The organism is Eubacterium sp. LMAG:50 (assembly GCF_008680265.1).
Lineage (GTDB): Bacteria > Bacillota > Clostridia > Lachnospirales > Lachnospiraceae > Eubacterium_U > Eubacterium_U album.
In genome coordinates this window covers 63,111-82,500 of record NZ_NALP01000008.1, presented here as the reverse complement: position 1 = coordinate 82,500, position 19,390 = coordinate 63,111, and the positions used below count along the sequence as shown (strand labels likewise).

Annotated in this window: 15 protein-coding genes and 1 riboswitch (1 of these 16 running past the window's edge); of the genes, 1 reads left to right on the top strand and 14 read right to left on the bottom strand. The window is 33.5% G+C overall.

Annotated features, from left to right (window positions below):
* The 14 genes from tsaD to CCC31_RS12080 all read right to left on the bottom strand — a co-directional run.
* Nucleotides 1-43, bottom strand: partial view of a tRNA (adenosine(37)-N6)-threonylcarbamoyltransferase complex transferase subunit TsaD gene (gene tsaD / locus CCC31_RS12145; RefSeq protein ID WP_363348601.1) — the 5' portion only. It extends 977 nt beyond the left edge of the window; the window shows 43 of its 1,020 coding nt (coding positions 1-43); the start codon lies at nt 41-43; its stop codon lies beyond the left edge, outside the window.
* 12 nt (nt 44-55) lie between these two features.
* Nucleotides 56-967, bottom strand: a complete 912-nt coding sequence (locus CCC31_RS12140) for a ribonuclease Z (RefSeq protein ID WP_178515548.1) — start codon at nt 965-967, stop codon at nt 56-58.
* A 111-nt stretch (nt 968-1,078) separates the two neighbouring features.
* Nucleotides 1,079-1,345: a hypothetical protein gene (locus CCC31_RS12135; protein ID WP_117910453.1), complete on the bottom strand. Its 267-nt coding sequence runs from the start codon at nt 1,343-1,345 to the stop codon at nt 1,079-1,081.
* Between the two features lie 94 nt (nt 1,346-1,439).
* Nucleotides 1,440-1,877, bottom strand: a complete 438-nt coding sequence (gene rimI, locus CCC31_RS12130; protein WP_022089641.1) for a ribosomal protein S18-alanine N-acetyltransferase — start codon at nt 1,875-1,877, stop codon at nt 1,440-1,442.
* Between the two features lie 33 nt (nt 1,878-1,910).
* Nucleotides 1,911-2,639: a tRNA (adenosine(37)-N6)-threonylcarbamoyltransferase complex dimerization subunit type 1 TsaB gene (gene tsaB, locus CCC31_RS12125; protein WP_178515549.1), complete on the bottom strand. Its 729-nt coding sequence runs from the start codon at nt 2,637-2,639 to the stop codon at nt 1,911-1,913.
* 2 nt (nt 2,640-2,641) lie between these two features.
* Entirely contained in the window at nt 2,642-3,061 is a 420-nt protein-coding gene (gene tsaE / locus CCC31_RS12120; protein WP_117910382.1) for a tRNA (adenosine(37)-N6)-threonylcarbamoyltransferase complex ATPase subunit type 1 TsaE, read from the bottom strand.
* A 198-nt stretch (nt 3,062-3,259) separates the two neighbouring features.
* Nucleotides 3,260-3,856 carry an ECF transporter S component gene (locus CCC31_RS12115; RefSeq protein WP_022089644.1) on the bottom strand — a complete coding sequence of 199 codons (597 nt, stop codon included), beginning with the start codon at nt 3,854-3,856 and terminating at the stop codon, nt 3,260-3,262.
* A 110-nt stretch (nt 3,857-3,966) separates the two neighbouring features.
* Nucleotides 3,967-4,097, bottom strand: a riboswitch (FMN riboswitch).
* A gap of 59 nt (nt 4,098-4,156) precedes the next feature.
* Nucleotides 4,157-5,485: an aspartate kinase gene (locus CCC31_RS12110; protein ID WP_022089645.1), complete on the bottom strand. Its 1,329-nt coding sequence runs from the start codon at nt 5,483-5,485 to the stop codon at nt 4,157-4,159.
* 136 nt (nt 5,486-5,621) lie between these two features.
* On the bottom strand, nt 5,622-6,827 hold the full coding sequence (locus CCC31_RS12105; protein WP_022089646.1) for a homoserine dehydrogenase: 1,206 nt from the start codon (nt 6,825-6,827) through the stop codon (nt 5,622-5,624).
* Between the two features lie 125 nt (nt 6,828-6,952).
* The gene (gene prfB / locus CCC31_RS12100; protein ID WP_022089647.1) at nt 6,953-8,065 is read right to left on the bottom strand and encodes a peptide chain release factor 2; all 1,113 of its coding nucleotides are present in this window, start codon (nt 8,063-8,065) and stop codon (nt 6,953-6,955) included.
* A 193-nt stretch (nt 8,066-8,258) separates the two neighbouring features.
* Entirely contained in the window at nt 8,259-10,829 is a 2,571-nt protein-coding gene (secA, locus tag CCC31_RS12095) for a preprotein translocase subunit SecA (protein WP_147586688.1), read from the bottom strand.
* Between the two features lie 144 nt (nt 10,830-10,973).
* On the bottom strand, nt 10,974-14,885 hold the full coding sequence (locus CCC31_RS12090) for a glycosyl hydrolase family 18 protein (RefSeq protein WP_290851819.1): 3,912 nt from the start codon (nt 14,883-14,885) through the stop codon (nt 10,974-10,976).
* Between the two features lie 561 nt (nt 14,886-15,446).
* On the bottom strand, nt 15,447-15,983 hold the full coding sequence (gene raiA, locus CCC31_RS12085) for a ribosome-associated translation inhibitor RaiA (protein WP_022089650.1): 537 nt from the start codon (nt 15,981-15,983) through the stop codon (nt 15,447-15,449).
* Between the two features lie 645 nt (nt 15,984-16,628).
* Nucleotides 16,629-18,014 (bottom strand): SH3 domain-containing C40 family peptidase, encoded by a 1,386-nt coding sequence (locus CCC31_RS12080; RefSeq protein ID WP_022089651.1) that lies wholly within the window; start codon nt 18,012-18,014, stop codon nt 16,629-16,631.
* 515 nt (nt 18,015-18,529) lie between these two features.
* Between CCC31_RS12080 and CCC31_RS12075 the strand changes: the two genes are divergently transcribed.
* Nucleotides 18,530-19,258, top strand: coding sequence for an SDR family NAD(P)-dependent oxidoreductase (locus tag CCC31_RS12075; RefSeq protein WP_022089652.1), 729 nt, complete (start codon nt 18,530-18,532; stop codon nt 19,256-19,258).
* Nucleotides 19,259-19,390: the final 132 nt, after the last annotated feature.

Sequence of the window (19,390 nt, the reverse complement as noted above, 5' to 3'; positions counted from 1 at the left end):
CATCACAAGAACTTTCTATAGCTAATATCTTTACTTCTTTCACTTTTATACCTCGTTATTCTTCTTCAAATTTCAAATCGACTGACATTCCATCCTTGCCTGCTTTAGCATTCGGGAATATTTTTGTGACTGTATCCATGTAAAGCTGTGGTTTTACAAGTGACGGACTATAGTGAGTAAGCCACATTTCATTCGGATTTGCTTTTTTTGCAATAGTAGCTGCTTCCTTAAAAGTCATATGCTTATATTCTCTAGCTTTTGCTTCTTTATCAGGTTCTCCATACATGCCTTCACAAATAAACAAATCGGCTCCTGTTGCTGCTTCAACAATCGCTTGAACAGGTCTTGTATCAGTTGTATAAGTAACCTTAAGACCCTTTCTTCTTTCACCCATAACCATATCCGGAGTATATTTTTTATCTTCATAAATTATTGTTTCTCCTTTTTGGAGCAATCCCCAACATTTAACGGGTAAATTAAGTTCTTTTGCTTTTTCCGGATTAAATCTTCCTTTTCTGTCTATTTCAATTGAATATCCAAAACATGTTACATTATGCTTTACCTTAAACGCGTTGATTTTGTATTCTCCAATATCAATTATTTGTCTGTCGCCGCTTAATTCGATAAAATTAATTTCAAATGGCAATTCTTGAGCTATCATTCTCAAAGCCTTAACAACTTTTTCAAGACCTCTTGGTCCTATCATAGTTAATGGTTCTGTTCTTTCTGCATTTCCCATAGTCAGCAGCAATCCCGGCAATCCACTTATATGATCTGCGTGAAAATGTGTTATGCAAATAACATCTATAGGTTTAAACGACCAGCCTTTTTGCTTAATAGCTACCTGTGTGCCTTCCCCACAGTCTATCAATATATTACTTCCATTATATCTGCACATTAAAGCTGTAAGCCATCTTCTTGGAAGCGGCATCATTCCTCCTGTGCCTAACAAACATACATCCAGCATAAATTTCTCCACTTTCTATAAAAGAATTTTTTTAATAATTCTTTTAATACTCTTGTTAACTCTATGTTGTATAATAGCACAAAGACTTTTTTATGAAAAGGATGTAATTTTTTATACCTGTTCTAACGTATAGTAATCATCCTCTACTGAAATATATTCTGTAACGTCAACCGGATATTTAAATAACGTAGTTATCGAATCATAACATTCTTCACATAAATCCATTGTATGCATCTGTAAATCCTTATTAGAAAAATAACCCCATTTTCCCTGTAATCTAATTATTCCTTCCGTAACTATTCCATTTGTCATCTGCATTTTCTTTCCACATTTATGACAAAAAATTTCATATTTACCTTTGCTATTCATCTTTTTCATATTTTTAATCCTTTCTTTTGATGCAATCATCATATTATTTTTTTCGACAAAAAAATAGTGGAAACCTTTGGCATTCCACTATCTAGAAGTATATTTATATTTTTAATAGCATTATAATTGCATCTTCTACCGGATGTTTATAGTATTTTTTTCGTTTTGTAATACTTTGAAATCCAATTTTTTCATATAAAAATATTGCGGCTTCATTACTTTCTCTAACTTCAAGCATTATTTCCTTAATTTGTTCACTTTTAGCATCTTTAATAGCCTCTTTTAGCAACTGCTTAGCCACACCTTTTTTTCTCTTATCTTTTTTTACAGCTACATTCGTAATATCAGCGGAATTCATAACCTTATAAACGCCACAATATCCTATAACCCCTTCTTCCTCTATAGCGACATAAAATGCAGTATTATCTAATTCTAGCGAATCTTTAAATGCTTTTTGTGACCACGGAACAGAAAATATGCTCTCTTCAATCTCCGCTACCTGGGCTATATGCTTTTCGCTCATCTTTTCTATTTTTACCATATTACCCTTATCCTTTATCTCTATAAAACCAAATTATGAAAACTGTTTTATTTTTTCTTCCTTCTTTTGCTTTTCAAGCATTTCCCTTTCAGCCTGTGAAAGTCTCAAATAATCAGGTCTATGTTCACTAGCCTCCTCTATTTTTCCATTTTTATAATATATTTGTGCCAAAGCTGCAAGTGACGATGCTCTTTGTCTGTTCATATGGCATGGGGCATATAAATGCTCAGTTTTCATTTTTTCATCTATAATTTCTCTATATGCAGGCACTCCATCTCCCAAGAACATTACTGTTTTTCCTATCTTATCTAGCTCATCAATCAAATCCTCTACAGAAATTGCGCACTGTTCTTTTAATATTTTCATATGTGTCTGTTCAAAGTAATATATTCCAGTGTATACCTGTTGACGTCTTGCATCCATAATCGGACAAATAATATAATTGCTGGAATAAAAATTATATGCCATAGCATCGATTGTCGGTACATTTATTATCGGCTTATTAAGTGCTAATCCAAATCCTTTTGCTGTAGCGCTTCCTATACGTAGTCCGGTAAATGAACCCGGTCCTCCTGTTATTGCTATAGCGTCTATAGTTTCCATGTCCAATTCTATCATTTTGCTAATTTCATCTATCATTGGCAACAATGTCTGCGAATGTGTCTTTTTAAAATTTATTGTATATTCTGCCGTTAATATATCATCTGTTACCACTGCAACTGATGCCACTAACGAAGAACTGTCTATTGCTAATATTCTCATCTTTATTCCACCGTTATCTTTCTATAATCTAATCCTTTTTCTAAATTCTTTTCTATCAAAACTGTTGATGCATTGTCAGGAATCAGTTCACTTATGAGTTTCGACCATTCTATCAGACATACTCCTTCTCCAAAGAAATAATCCTCATATCCTAATTCATACATTTCCTCAGGGTCACCAATTCTATATACATCAAAATGATACAACGGAATCCTGCCTTCTTCATATATTTGTACAATTGTAAAAGTTGGACTATTTACGCATTCTTTTATGCCAAGTCCGCTTGCAAATCCCTGTGTAAAAACAGTCTTTCCAACACCTAAATCACCATTTAGGCAAATTATTTGTCCTGCTTTCGCAGATTGTCCTAACTTTCTCCCAATCTCAAAAGTTTCATCAGGCGAATTTGTTTCATATATCATAAATTTTATTCCTCTTTTCTTTTATGGCAAAACATATTGTAATGCCAGAGTCAAAAGGTCTAAGCCCATATGAGCTTTTCCTACACAACAAAAACATTTGCATAACAAACAGCAAATATTTGTCAAAACAAAAAGATATTGTTTATAATCACCACATAATTATAAACAATATCTTTTTACATTTCAATTTATTTATTTCTAGAGTTTTTTTATAAATGTGCTTATTCTCTTATATAATATTCCTGTTACAATTCCAACTATTATTCCTTTAAATACATTAAATGGTGCTACTGCAACCCAAACAAAGCTCCATTTATCTTTAATTATCGGATTTACTTTTGCTCCTTCTTCTATAATTGCTTCTAACGGCATAAACTTTTCATAAAACGGTAGCATTACATAATAATTAAGAATTGCGCCTGCAACTGCCATTAACACAATACCAACTACTATCCCTATGAATGCTCCCTTTTTAGATTTCTTAAATTTATATATTATTCCCGCCGGAACAACAAGGCAACATCCTATGCAAAAATTTGCCAATTCTCCAACATAACCTGTTGTTGTCCCTTTAAGTAATATTTTAAGCACAATCTTTATAGCTTCCATAATTATTCCTGATACAGGTCCCATAATAAATGTTCCTATCAAAATAGGTATCTCACTAAAATCAAGCTTATAAAAAGACGGCGCTATAAACACTACCGGAATTTCTATAAGGACCATGAGTATTGCAGCAATAGCCGCGAAAATAGCCATCAACGCTAAATTTTTTGTTGTAAATAATTTTTTCATTTAATTTTACTTCCTTTCTGAAAATTAATATATTATTTATACAGAGCAAAGAAAAAAAGCACCTGGTTCAGGTGCTTTTCATGAGATTATTAATATCATAATTATTAATCTTATTACTTCTCTCATCCAGACTTTACTGTCGGCTATGGAATCACACCATATCATGCCTTTCGGCTCGCTGGCTTATATGCATTGCATAAATACAGCCGGTAGGGAATTTCACCCTGCCCTGAAGAATTATATTTAATATACGGTTAAAAATATTATTAACACGGTTTTATTCCGCATCATATACTCTATTTACTGGTTAATGCCAATGAATCTCTTGTAGATTGCCTTTATTGCTACTTCAAAATCTTCTTCTTCAACACCAACGATAATGTTAAGTTCTGAAGAACCCTGGTCAATCATCTTAATATTTACTCTTGCATCAGCTAATGCTGAGAATAAAATTGCTGCAGTTCCTCTTGCACTCTTCATTCCTCTACCAACTACTGCTATAAGTGCAAGATTACTTTCGATATAAATCTGATCAGGATGTACTCTGCTCTTAATCTCGTCAATAATAGCTGTTTCCTTGCCTGCTAATGCTTCAGTTGCAATTACAACGCTCATTGTATCTACACCTGATGGCATATGTTCAAAACTTACATTACTCTTTTCTAATGCACGTAATACGTTTTTACCAAATCCGATTTCGCTATTCATCTTATCTTTTTCTATATTAATTACAGACATGCCTTTCTTACCTGCAATACCCGTAATAATATGATCGCAATGTTCAGCTGACTCAGAAACAATCATTGTTCCTCTATCTTCCGGCTGATTTGTATTTTTGATGTTTACAGGAATACCTGCTGCTCTAACAGGGAATATAGCATCTTCATGCAATACTGTTGCTCCCATATATGCTAATTCACGTAATTCTCTATATGTGATAGTCTTGATAGGTTCCGGATTGTTAACTATTCTAGGATCACAAATAAGACATCCGCTAACATCTGTCCAGTTTTCGTATAATTTAGCTTTAGTTGCTCTAGCAACTATTGATCCTGTTACATCAGAACCACCTCTTGAAAATGTCTTTATTGTTCCATTTGGCATAGATCCATAAAATCCAGGTATTACTGCCTTGTTTGTCTTAGCAAGCTTTGGTGCCAATTTTGCTTCTGTCTTAGTCCAGTCAAAATTACCCTGATCATCAAAGAAGATATATTTTCCTGCATCGATAAAATCAAATCCTAAATATTTTGCTAATACTTTACTGTTGAGATATTCTCCACGGCTTGCAGCGTAATCACGGCCTGCCATATGAGCAAATGCGCCTTTAATTATCTCAAAATCTTCATCAAGGCTAAAATCTTTTAATCCTAAGTCTGCAATAATATTGTTATATCTGTCTTTAATCATCTGAAAATATTCGTCAAAATTTTCGCTTTCAGATGCTAATTCATAGCACTTATATAACATATCTGTAACTTTAACATCTTCAATAAATCTTTTTCCAGGTGCAGATGCAACTACAAATCTTCTTTCCGGATCAGACAATATTATGTCTGCAACCTTTTTAAACTGTTTTGCATCAGCAAGTGAACTTCCACCAAATTTAACAACCTTTGTTTCTTCCATTTTCTTTCAATCCTCTCACACCGAATTACGGCCTTTATATTATATATGTTTTTTTATTATAAATTGCTATCAATTATTATTTACATAAACATTAATCTGTTAATGCAAATTTAACTTAATTTAATATCCCTTAATATTATTCTTCAATTCTTATTCTTGTAATAATATTCTCTAATTTTTCTGATGCAGCCTTAAATTCATCTTCTGACATCGGTCTTGTAACAAAACCAATTTCATTTTCAATTCCTGCATCTATGTATGTTACATTTTCAAACGCTTCTTCAATCTTATCTTTTTCATCACCTTCAACACGAACAAAGAAAGACTTTCTTGATTTGCCAAATTCTAATAATTCTAACTTTTCTTTATCCCATATAACTGTCACAGGAATATTCAAATGTCTTACAGCATCTACAACGTCTGATACAACTGCACTTGCTGTTGGAAGTTTTCCTGCGCCACTACCGATAAATACTAAATCACCAACCATGTTTCCTCTTACTAAGATTCCATTTACAACGCCTTCAACGTTAAACAATGGATGACTTGGTGATAATAATCTTGGTGTTACAGATGCAACTATTCCGTTTGCCTCTTTTTTACATTTTCCTAATAACTTTATAGATTTTCCCATAGCTGCCGCATATTTAAAATCTATATCTGTAATATTTGTTATTCCTTCTGTATATACATCTTCAAAATCAACTGATTTGCCATAAGCAAGTGATGCTAATATTGCTATCTTTCTAACTGCGTCAAATCCTTCTATATCTGCTGACGGATTACGTTCTGCATATCCTAATTCCTGTGCCTGTGCTAATACTGTCTGGAAATCTGCACCTTCTTTATCCATTTTTGTAAGGATATAATTTGTAGTTCCATTTAAGATACCTGCAATCTCACAAATTTCATCTGCTGTAATATGCTGATTTAACGGTCTTATAATCGGTATTCCACCTCCAACACTTGCTTCAAACAAGAAGTTTCTGTTGTGGTCTTTTGCAATCTGAATTAACTCTGCGCCATATTTAGCTACTAATTCTTTATTTGATGTACAAACACTCTTGCCTGCTAAAAGTGATTTTTTCACAAAATCGTAAGCTGGTTTTAATCCGCCCATAACTTCAATAACAATTTCAACTTCATCATCTTCCAAAATAGTATTAAAATCATGAACCAATACTGATTCACATGGGTCACCAGGGAAATCTCTAAGGTCTAAAACATATTTTACGTTTATCTCCTGTCCTGCTTTTTCCCCAATCAATTTTTTGTTTGTATCTAAAATTTCAAACACTCCGGAGCCTACTGTTCCGTATCCTAAAATTGCTACATTAATCATTATCTCTTCCTCGCTTGTTTCATTATCATTGCTTATTTGCATAACAAATTTATGTATACACTTTCAAAATTTTAACATAGTTAATTTTATACTGCAACTTATTTTTCGTTACTTTGCATACTAATTTATTTTCCCTGTATACTATTTTGCTTTAAATATGCATTTATAAACTGGTCTATATTGCCATCTAAAACACTACTTACATTCCCTGTTTCTTCATTTGTCCTATGGTCTTTTACCATAGTATACGGTTGCATTACATATGATCTTATCTGACTTCCCCAGCCTATTTCTTTTATTTCTCCTCTGATTCCTGATTTCTTTTCCTGTTCTTCCTGCTGTTTTAAAAGATACAATTTAGCTTTGAGCATTTTCATTGCTTTATCTTTATTTTGCAACTGTGAACGTTCATTCTGACATTGAACTACTATGCCTGTTGGTAAATGAGTAATTCTTATTGCCGATGAGGTTTTGTTAATGTGCTGTCCACCTGCTCCACTTGAACGATATGTATCTATTCTGATATCATCATCATTAATTTCAACATCTAAGTCTTCTTCTATATCAGGCATTACATCACATGAAGCAAATGAAGTCTGTCTTTTTCCTGCTGCATTAAAAGGAGATATTCTTACAAGTCTATGAACACCTCTCTCTGATTTTAAATACCCATATGCATTTTCTCCATTAATCTGCACAGTTATGGATTTTATTCCCGCTTCTTCACCCTCTAGAAAATCTAAAACCTGAGTTGTAAATCCTTTACTTTCAGCCCAACGCGTATACATTCTATACAACATACTTGTCCAATCACAGGATTCTGTTCCACCTGCCCCTGCATTTAACTTTAATATTGCATTATATTTATCATATTCACCTGACAAAAGAGTTTTTATCTTTACTTCATCCACTTTAGAAGCAAATTCATCCATTGAACTTTTCGCCTCTTCAGCAATTTCTGCATCTTCACTCTCTTCTCCCATTTCTATTAAGACTAAAATGTCATCATACAAACTCTTTAAATTATTATATGTTTCTATTGAATCCTTTAAATTTTTGAGCTCTTTCATATATTTTTGTGCTTTGTCCATATCATCCCAAAAGCCCGGAGCTTCCATTGTTCTTTCTAGCTCAATGATTCTTTCTTCTTTATTTTGCAAATCCAAAGCATCTTTTATTTCGTCTAATTCTTTTTCATATGGAGTCAATCGATATTTTATTTCATCTAATTCTATCATCACTCTCTCCTATAATATGTATTGCCCCCTCCCTTCGGTCAGTGGCTATTCGTCGGAAACATTTATAGGAAAAAATGAACTTCGTTCATTTTTTTCTCCTATATTTTTAACAGATATAATTTACTGTTTCAATTTATTGCTTTACTTTCTGTTAACACTAGGAAAGGACAGGTGTTGTCCTGTCCTCTTCCTCTTAATGTGTTCTTCCACAGCAATGTTTATATTTCTTACCAGATCCACATGGACAAGGATCATTTGGATATACCTTAGCAACATCTCTGTGCTTTGGCTTTTTAACTCCTTCATCATCCTTATTTGTTCCGGTAACCTGAGCAACTTCTTCTCGCTCAACTTTTTGTTCTACCTGAAGATGCATTAACATTTTTATTGTTTCAAATCTGATATTAAGAATCATATTTTCAAACATTTCGTAACCCTGCATCTTATATTCTACAACAGGATCTTTCTGTCCATAAGCCATAAGGCCTATTCCCTGTTTTAACTGATCCATATCATCGATATGATCCATCCATTTTCTATCAATAACCTTTAGAAGAACAATTCTTTCAATTTCTCTTATCTGTTCGGGTTCAGGGAATTCTGCTTCTTTATCTTCATATAATTTAACTGCTGCCGCCTTAAGTGTCTGCTTAAATTCAGCCTTTGATAAATTAAGGATTTCATCCTTTGTCAATGAAAGCTTTATTGGCATAATTTCAAGAATACTCTGATTCAATCCAGCAAGATCCCATTCAGATGATGGCTGATTATCTCCAATGTAAGTATCAATTTCATTTTCAACTACATCTGTAATCATCTTAACAATGGCATCTCTCATATTATCGCCGTTAAGAACTTTTTCTCTTTCTGAGTAAATAATTTCTCGCTGTTCATTATTTACTTTATCAAATTCTAATAAGTTCTTTCTAATACCAAAGTTATTTCCTTCAATCTTCTTCTGAGCTCTTTCGATTGTTTTGCTTAATGACTTATGCTGAATTTCTTCATTCTCAGGAACTCCTAATGCATTAAACACAGACATAAGTCTTTCTGAACCGAACAATCTCATTATATCATCTTCCAATGAGATGTAGAATTTAGATTCACCCGGATCTCCCTGACGTCCTGAACGACCTCTTAACTGGTTATCAATACGTCTTGATTCATGCCTTTCTGTTCCAAGTACCTTTAATCCACCTGCTGCTCTTGCTTCATCATCAAGTTTAATATCTGTACCTCTACCTGCCATATTTGTAGCAATGGTAACCGCACCGTGACGTCCTGCTTCTGCTACGATTTCAGCTTCTAATTCATGATACTTAGCATTTAAAACTTTATGAGGAATTCCCTCCTTCTTTAATAATGCACTTATTTCTTCAGATGCATCTATGTTAATTGTACCAACCAATACAGGCTGTCCCTTAGCATAGGATTTCTTTATTTCTTCTATAACTGCATGTAATTTTTCTTTCTTTGTTTTAAATACAGCATCATCATGATCAATTCTTGCTACAGGTCTGTTTGTAGGTATTGCTACAACATCCATGCTGTAAATATCTCTAAATTCTTTTTCTTCTGTAAGGGCTGTACCTGTCATACCGGCTTTCTTATCATATTTGTTGAAGAAATTCTGGAATGTAATAGTTGCAAGTGTCTTACTTTCTCTCTTAACTTTTACATGCTCCTTAGCTTCAATCGCCTGATGCAATCCGTCTGAATAACGACGGCCCGGCATAATACGTCCTGTAAATTCATCTACAATGAGAATTTCATCATCTTTTACAACATAATCCTGATCTTTAAACATAAGATTATGCGCTCTTAATGCTAAAATCATATTGTGCTGCAATTCAAGATTCTCTGCATCAGCATAATTGTCAATATGGAAGAATTTTTCAACCTTCTCAATACCCTGAGCAGTTAATGTTACAATCTTGTCCTTTTCGTTTACAAGGAAGTCGCCATCTTCTTCAATGTCAACACCCATAATAGCGTCCATCTTACTTAATTCAGGGCTTGCTGTACCTCTTTCCATCTGTCTGGCAAGAATATCACAAGCTTCGTACAACTTAGTAGACTTACCGCTCTGACCTGAAATAATCAAAGGTGTTCTTGCTTCATCAATTAAAACAGAGTCAACTTCATCGATGATACAATAATGTAATCCTCTCTGTACAAGCTGTTCCTTGTAAACGACCATGTTATCTCTTAAGTAATCAAATCCTAATTCATTATTTGTTATATATGTAATATCACAATCATATGCTGCCTTCTTAGCATCATGATCCATATCAGCAGTAACACATGCAACAGTTAAACCTAAGAATCTGTGAACCTGTCCCATCCATTCAGCATCACGGTTTGCAAGATATTCATTTACTGTAACAATATGAACTCCTTTTCCTTCCAAAGCATTCAAATATGCCGGAAGTAAACATGTCTGTGTCTTACCTTCACCTGTTTTCATTTCTGCAATTCTACCCTGATGAAGAATAATACCACCTAAAAGCTGAACTCTATAGTGTTCTGTATTAAGAACTCTTCTCGCAGCTTCCCTTACTACCGCAAATGCTTCCGGAAGTAAATCATCCAAAGTCTCTCCTTTTGATAATCTATCCTTGAATTCTGTCGTTTTATCTTTAAGCTGTTCATCCGACAATTCCATCATAGCCGGTCTGTAGCTTTCAATCTTATCTAGCGTATGCTGATTTCTTTTAATCTCTCTGTCACTATAAGTGCCAAATACTTTACTAAATGCGCTCATTATATACTCCCAATTATGTATTTCTATGATAATAACGTTTCAATAACCTTATAATCACACTAGCATATTGTATCACTTAAGAGTTTTTTATTCAACATATTATCCCCTGCATACTGTTACTATTTTGTAAAATATTTGTTAACATCACACTTGTTTCCATACTCCCCACTGTCCACAAGTTTCAGGATTCTCACCAACTGTCCACCATTTAGCCTGATATACTTTGCCGTTATAGTAAACTCTGTTTCCATTTGTATATACAGTATTACTATCCCATGTTGGATACCGGCTTACATTTTCTGTTGTTTCAGGTGTCTTTGTTGTAACCTCAGGCGCTTTTGTTGTAGTTGTTGTCTCTGATGCCTTTGTTGTAGTTGTTTCAGGTGCCTTTGTTGTTTCAGGTGCTTTTGTAGTTGTTTCCTGTTCCTTTGTTGTAGTTGTTGTTTCTTCCGGAATAGTCTGTGTTTCTTTTTCAACTGTAAAATCAGCTATGTTACATGCTCCTCCATTTACAACTAAAGTTAATTTATATGTTCCTTTTGCTGCAAAATTAATTGTAACTTTATGACTAATAAAGTTTGTCCATGAATTGCTTGCTGTAATTGCCATTGTTGCCGCATTATTATCATTTAACTTCACAATTATGTTATCTGCATTATATTTGCTATCTCCGGCAGCTAATTTCAAATCAACTGTATAATTACCCTTTGAAGGGACTTTAATATAATAGTCTAAATATGATCCATTTGTTAAATTTCCTGCATATGTTGTATTATCAAATGTATTCATTGTAATTGAACTTGTCTTTCCACCAAACGAATCTACTTTTACAGTTCCCGGTACCTGCGTTACTGTAGCTTTTCCACCTGTACCAACAATAGCCGTAGCTGATTTGTAAATTTGGTTCAACAAACTATATGTAGCATTTTTACTATCCTGGCTAATTTCCCAAATCATGATACCACCAGCATTCTGTGCTGCAAATGTAGCTTTCTTAGCCATTGTATCTAAACCATTATAGTAAACTGTTGTTCCGTTAATAACTGCTGAGTCTTTATATGCATTTACTGAATTATTAGCAACTACATCTGCATATGACGCCCAGTTAGGTCTTTCATAGAAAGGTACACCTAGTACAATTTTAGACGCGTCTACTTTTCTTGTTGAGTTCCAATAGTTAAATGAATTTGTAAGTAAGCTATATGGTGAATGTCCTGCTCCACTATCTCCGTCATATGCCATAACATTAATCCAGTCAACCATGTTAAGAACTTCATCAGTCTGATATGTTCCACTGGTAGCAGCAACTGCTGACGATAATGTCAATCCTCTCTGTGTTAATCCTTCTCTCAAATATCTCATGAATGACGTAAATTGATTTGCCGAACTTGCTGTTGGATATTCCCAGTCAATATCAACACCATCGAATCCATACTTATCAACTACTGATAAAATACTATTTGCAAGGCTTCTGCATTTTGCGTCAGTATTTGTTGCTTTTTCAAATGCATACTGGCACAAACTTCCATCTGAATATGACCAGCCTCCAACTGCCATTTCTACTTTTGTTCCACTATTATGAGCTGCCTCAATCAAACTGTTAATTACATTTGCAGAACCATCTACAGAATCAAGTACACCTGATGCATTTGGCAACGCAAATGAATATATTACTGTAGTTAATTTATCCCACTGAATGCTTGATGTAATATCTCCATACCAGTTTGGATAGTACGCTACTGCTTTAAAATTGTTTCCATATTTGCCCTGTGTGTCAGGTACATCTACATTTACTTCAGGCTCTGAATCATCCTGAGTTTCATTTCCATAAACTTCAACTTCCCATATAGAATATCCATAAGGGAGCGCTCTCTTAACACCCTGCATCTTTACATATCTGGCCTTTACTCCATTAAGAGATACTGTTGTAGTTCCTCCTGTCTGATTATTTAATGTCTTTGCAGTTGTCCAGGAAGCGCCATCATTTGAAATTTCTATTCTGTATTCTGTTGCATAAGCTGCTTCCCATTTAAGCACCATATTATTAATTTCATATGTCTTACCCAAATCAATACATGCCCACGCATTATCTGCAAAGTCTGATGACCATCTTGTTCCATCATCACCATCAACTATATTTTTTCCTGTAAATGTATCATTTTCGTTTCCTGAAACTGTTACTGTTTTGTTCTTTGAAATTAATTTTCCTTCAGTCTGTGGTTTTGTCACAGCTTCAGTTATTGTTTCTGTTACAGGCTGTGTAGTTGTTGTTTCAACTGTTGGCTGTGTAGTTGTTTCTTCAGGTTGGCTATTTCCAGGAATTGCAGATGCATTAGTTGCTTCCAGTGCAAACTTTTCCCATGTTCCAACTGAAGTTCCACAGGCATGTAATATTCCTGATGTTGTATCATTTATATCTGTCTGAACATAATAATTATTTAAATATGTTTTAATCGCATATGTTCCATCACTCTGTTTTTCAACATAAAATTTTTCCCATGTTCCAATTGCATTACTTCTTGGAATTACCGGGTTTTCTTTATCTGTATCATCAAAAACAGCGCATAAATATTTATTATTTGCTCTAGACTGGAAAGATACTGTTCCATCTGAATTATAAATAACTCTAAATTGTTCCCATGCACCGGCAGAATCTCTGTTAGCTACTAAATTAGACTGTCCATAATTATCCGCACAAACATATTTGTTATTTATAGTTGCCTTAATTGAGAAATAATCCACATCTGTTAATGCCTTATCAGCAAAAACAATTGTTCCCGGCATAGCTTTTTTCATTGTATTATACACAATTCCATTACTACTCTTTGAACCTGTGCCAATTGAATCCTTGCTCCATTTAGCCTTAATATCTGCTAAAGAATCCGATGTAGGATTTACCTTCTGCGTTGTCTTTTCCTGATAAATTCCCCATGAACCCGAATTATTTGTTTTATATGCCCATGATGTGTAATTCCATCCTGCCTTGTTAAATTCATCCATAACATATGTCCATGCATCTTCCAATCCAAAACATGTATATTCACCTATATATGTAGGAACTCCATAATTAGCATTATTTATGCTGTTAATAAGATTTTTACATGAATCTTTATGTCCCTGTAAATCACTAATATAATTCCATGTATAGTGATGATATTCATACATTACATTGCTCCATCCATAATCTGATGGTTTTGGAAGATTTGCAGTTCCCCAACATGATTCCATAATGATAATATGGTCAGGGTCAACTGATCTTATTGTTTTATACATCTGATCATAAAATGCCCAATGCTTAGAAGATGTAGTTCCGGCTTTTTCTCCCGGTTCGTTTAAGGTATCATAAGCTGCCACTGCCGGATTTCCTGCATAATGAGCCGCTACTGTCTTCCATAATTCTAATGTTTTATTTTTATAATAGTTATTCGAGAAAAACGTTACGTCAGATACGTTGTCAATTACTTCCCCTGAATGATCCTGTCCGTTTTGTGAACCAAATGCTCCGTGTAAGTCTAAAATTACATAAATTCCTCTCTTACTACATTCTTCAACAAACCAATCAAGTTTTTTAAAAGCATCATCCCTAAGAACCCAATCTGACTTAGAATTGTCATATTTGTATAGATTCATGTAAGTAAACGGAACCCTTATTGCACTCATTCCCATTTCCTTACAATTGTCAAAATCTGATTCTGACCAATAGTTGTTTTCATACAAATCAAGTAATTCATACATAGTATTTTTTCCAAATCTGTTTTCAAGATTTGACATAAGTGTTTTCTGGTCTCGTACATTTGTAGAACACATCCAACTTTCCTGTACAAGCCATCCTCCCGTATTTGTACCTCTTAAGTACACCATGTTTCCTTTACCATAATTATTCTTAATTGATGTACCATCACATTTTAAGAAATCATTGCTGGTAAAACCTGTTGTTGCTGCTTTTACTTCTTTATTGTTCTTGTATGTATATAGACCCGTAAGTAATCCTGCTGTCATTGTTACACACAAAAAAGAAGCAAGCAATTTCTTGCCAATTCTTTTTGCATTTCGCATAATCAAAACCTCCTCAATATATTGCACATATGTGCGCCCAATCGTAGCGTGCAATCTAAACCTCATATAGCAAAACCCCTAACGTTTTACGTTTTACTGCACTGTTTATATTATAAAATTTACCCCACTTTTTTTCTATAAAATAAAACTGCTTTTATTCGTAAACGTAATTTTTGTATATTTCGATATTTGGCAGCCATATTTTTTATGCAAATTGTCTAGTCAGTTTTGCTTTGAATCGTTTTTAACATCTAAATATTTATTATATGTTCATAAAAATATTTTTATATTTATATTACAGTTCTATTGCTTTTGATTCTATTCTTTAATTAATCTCTTGCACCATATTACTTAATAAACATTTAATGCATCCAATGTTTATTATTTGTAATCTTAGTTTTCTGTATGCAAAAGAAAAGTTCGAGGTTGTGAATGTTATTAGCATCCCGGTTATAAACTTGGTTTACTCCATTCTTTACAAAGAGCCAAAAAAGGAACCGCAAATGGCATTTACCATTTGCAGTTCCTTTTTATAATTATCTAAATATTTATTTAACTATCTTAATCAAATTCCGGTTCAATTAATCCGTATGTATTTCCTTTTCTCTTGTAAACAACGTTTACTTCATCCGTTTCTGAGTTAAGGAAAACAAAGAAATTATGTCCAAGCATATCCATCTGAACACAAGCTTCTTCAGGATCCATTGGTTTAATTCCAAATTTCTTACTCTTAACAATCTTTATTGTTTCTTCTTCATCTTCGTAATCTGCATCTATAAATTCTGATGTAAATAACTCTTTATATGATTTCTTCTTGTCAACAAGTTTATTTTTATGTTTAACAAGCTGGCGCTCAATCGTTTCTAATACTAAATCGATTGTAGCGTACATGTCGCTGCTTTCCTCCTCTGCTCTAATAATAGTTCCCTTTACTGGAATTGTTACCTCAATCTTCTGACTGTCCTTTTCAACACTGAGTCTGGCAATAATCTCTGTATCTGGTACAAAATACTTCTCAAGCTTGCTAAGTTTGTCCTCTACTGCCTGTCTTAATCCGTCTGTAATCTCAATGCCTCTACCTATGATTTTAATTTTCATGGTACCACTTCCTTTCCGTTTCTGATGGATTAATTATACCATATAATCATAAGATTTAACAAGCGAAAAGCAAACTTTATTTACAAGTTTTTCACATTTATTTTGTGTTATTTTATTAACAAATTTACACTATTTTTCCATACATCTTTTTCGACATATGTTTTTGTATAAATTGCACAATTTGACACCTTAACTTATTAACATTCATTTTCCTCCATTATTTGAGTTATTAACATATTCTTTTGGCATTTTTCCCTTTAAAACAAGTTATCAATCTAGTTATTAACACTATTAACATTATTTTTTGTTGATTCATGTCGTATTTTGTTTTACGGCGTAAAAGAACGTCTGTTTTGTGTATTAGTAATAAAAATGATTTTCTTTGGTAATTTTCACTATTTTTTTATTGACTTTTTTCCAATATTATGAACCATTTTCTCAGTGCGGATTAATACTTTAAGAATTAATTTCGAAATTCTAAAACAATTTACTTTTTTACTCCCTAATTACCAACATATTTAACTAAAAAGAAACATGGGCTGTTAATGTTATTAACAGCCTGGTATAAACTCGGATTACCCCCACGCTTGACAAAGAGCCAAAAAAATAAGACCGAAAAATTCGGTCTTATTTTATATGTTATTCTTAGTTCATAATTCTTCTTGCTGCACAAGGTGAACCTACACCACTGATAATAATACCAGTTTCTTCTGTAGATGCATGAATAATCTGTCCACCACCTATGTAAATAGCAACATGGCTAATTGAATTGCCACCATATTTATAGAATACCAAGTCACCTGCCTGTAAGTTTCCTGTTGATACACTTGCACCATTGTATACCTGTGTATATGATGATCTATTCAAGCTATATCCAAAATGCTTATATACTGACATTGTAAATCCTGAGCAGTCTGTTCCATTTGTTAAACTTGAGCCACCATAAACATATGGGTTGCCCAAGAACTGTTTAGCATATGCTACAACTGCAGCAGCACTACCTGATGAGCTTGAGCTACTCGAGCTGCTTGATGAACTACTGCTACTTGATGAACTGCTTGAGCTTGAGCTATTACTTGTTGCAGGTTTACTGTAACTTGAGTTACTTGATGAACTACTGCTACTTGATGAACTGCTACTACTTGAACTTGAACTACTTGAATTATAATTAACTGATGTATTACTCTGATTCTGTTGCTCCTGTTGCTGTGCATCTATAGCTGCCTGAGCTGCTTCTGCTTCTCTTTGCTGTTCAGCTAAAATTGCTTCCTGCATAGCCTTTTCTTCTTTTAGTGTAATCGCAGTATCCATATCTATTGTAACATCAACGAAATCTGCTGAAACCCAACCACTCATACTTCCTTCGCCATCAGGTTTCTTCATCTTAATCTTAACCCATGATCCATCTTTACTAAATTTCTTAATAACATAATGTTCATTCTGGTAAACGTTAGTCACAACTTCTGATTCTGTAGTAGGCTTTGTTCTAACACGAATACCTGTGTCATTCATATTAGCAATAACATAACCTGCATCCAATGCATAATCTTCTGCTTCTGAACCTGTTACAAAATAATCAGCTTTTATGTAACCTGTTACGTTTCCGGATCTGACTTTGTACCATCCGTCTTCTGTTGTTTCAAGAATAACTGCGCCACAATTGCTGTATACTTTACCAACAACTTTACTTTCAGTACTAGGTTTCTTTCTTACGTTTACGTAATCATCACCTGTTACAGATGTAATTGCAATATCCTCAAAATATTTGTTTTCCTTATCTTTACTTGCCTGAGCTGCCTGTTGCTGTGCTTCTTCTGCCGACTGCTGTGGAATTAAAGTTGAAATATCTGTAGCCTGTGTTTCTGCTTCTGTTGCAACACCTGCTGTGTAATCATTCAACGCAACTGCAATTCCAGCACCTGCAATCTCAGTGTCTAATGTGTCAGCCGCTACCGTTTTTCCACCTGCAAAAATTGCTGTTCCTGCTAATACTCCAAACGCTAACGCTGTCATATTTCTATAGTGCTTCATGTAAACCTCCGTGTACTTTCACTATTTATTACAAAATTATTACGTTGTACATTATAACAACACTGTCTATTATTGTCAACAAAGATACTTTGACAATTCATGCCACTATTACACTATCAATAGTGCATTAAATAAGTGTCATTTTCATAATGCTTCCTACAACAATTTTATATATTACCAGTTATCTATTTGCTTTTTGTGAACAAATTAAATCAATTTTGTGGCAAATTATTTCATTGTATTTTAATATCTAAATATTAATTTATATTATTCTAAATTTACTATATCTATATTAATTTATATTAAATATGTGTTATTATTGTGTTGATAATAGTTTTTAGGAAGGATTTTATCAACTATGGAAAAGTTTTAATGTTTTGAAATACTTTAACATAAAAAATTTTATAAATACAAACTTTTTATACTTCTGTGTAAAAACTTTTTATACGTTTATATTTTTCAATACATTGAAGTTTTAATATAACTAATTTTTCATTACTGATATTATATTAATTATGAATAAAACAGTTTTAATAACGGGAGCCTCCCGTGGAATCGGCAAACAAATTGCAATTATCTTTGCTCAAAATGGTTTTAATATCGTAGCAACCTGTCACAATAATATTGACACCCTAAGTTCTTTAAAAAATGAGCTTTCAAAATATAATGTTAATATTTTCCTGTTTCAGGGTGATTTATCAAAGCAGTCAACTATATCTAATTTAATTAAATTTTTAAAGAATAATAATATTTCAGTTGACGTTCTTATTAACAATGCAGGAATATCTGTTGTTGGATTAATTCAGGATTTATCAATTGACGATTGGAATTATATTTGGAATACAAATGTAACAGCGCCTATATTTTTGTCAAAAGAACTGGTTCCTCATTTTTTGCATAACCATTCAGGTAAAATAATTAACATTTCTTCTGTATGGGGAAATGTCGGTGCTTCATGTGAAGTCGCATACTCAGCAACTAAAGGTGCAATTAATTCTTTTACAAAAGCTTTAGCTAAAGAACTCGCGCCTTCAAATATTCAGGTTAATGCCATTTCATGTGGAATTATTGATACTGATATGAACAGCCACCTTTCTTCAGATGATATCAATGAAATTGTAACCGATATTCCTGCCGGACGTATTGGAACTCCTAAAGACATTGCATTGACTGCACTCTCTTTAGTAAATGGCAGTGATTATTTAACCGGTCAGATTATCACTGTTGATGGTGGATGGATATAAAAAACTCCTATGATGCACTTTAAAGTTACGTTGATTTTCTAATTATTAGATTTCTTAATTGTGAGGGTTTGTGATATTAACTTAATAACGCTCGCGCTGCTTGTCACTCGCAGCAGTTCTAAATCTCCAGCT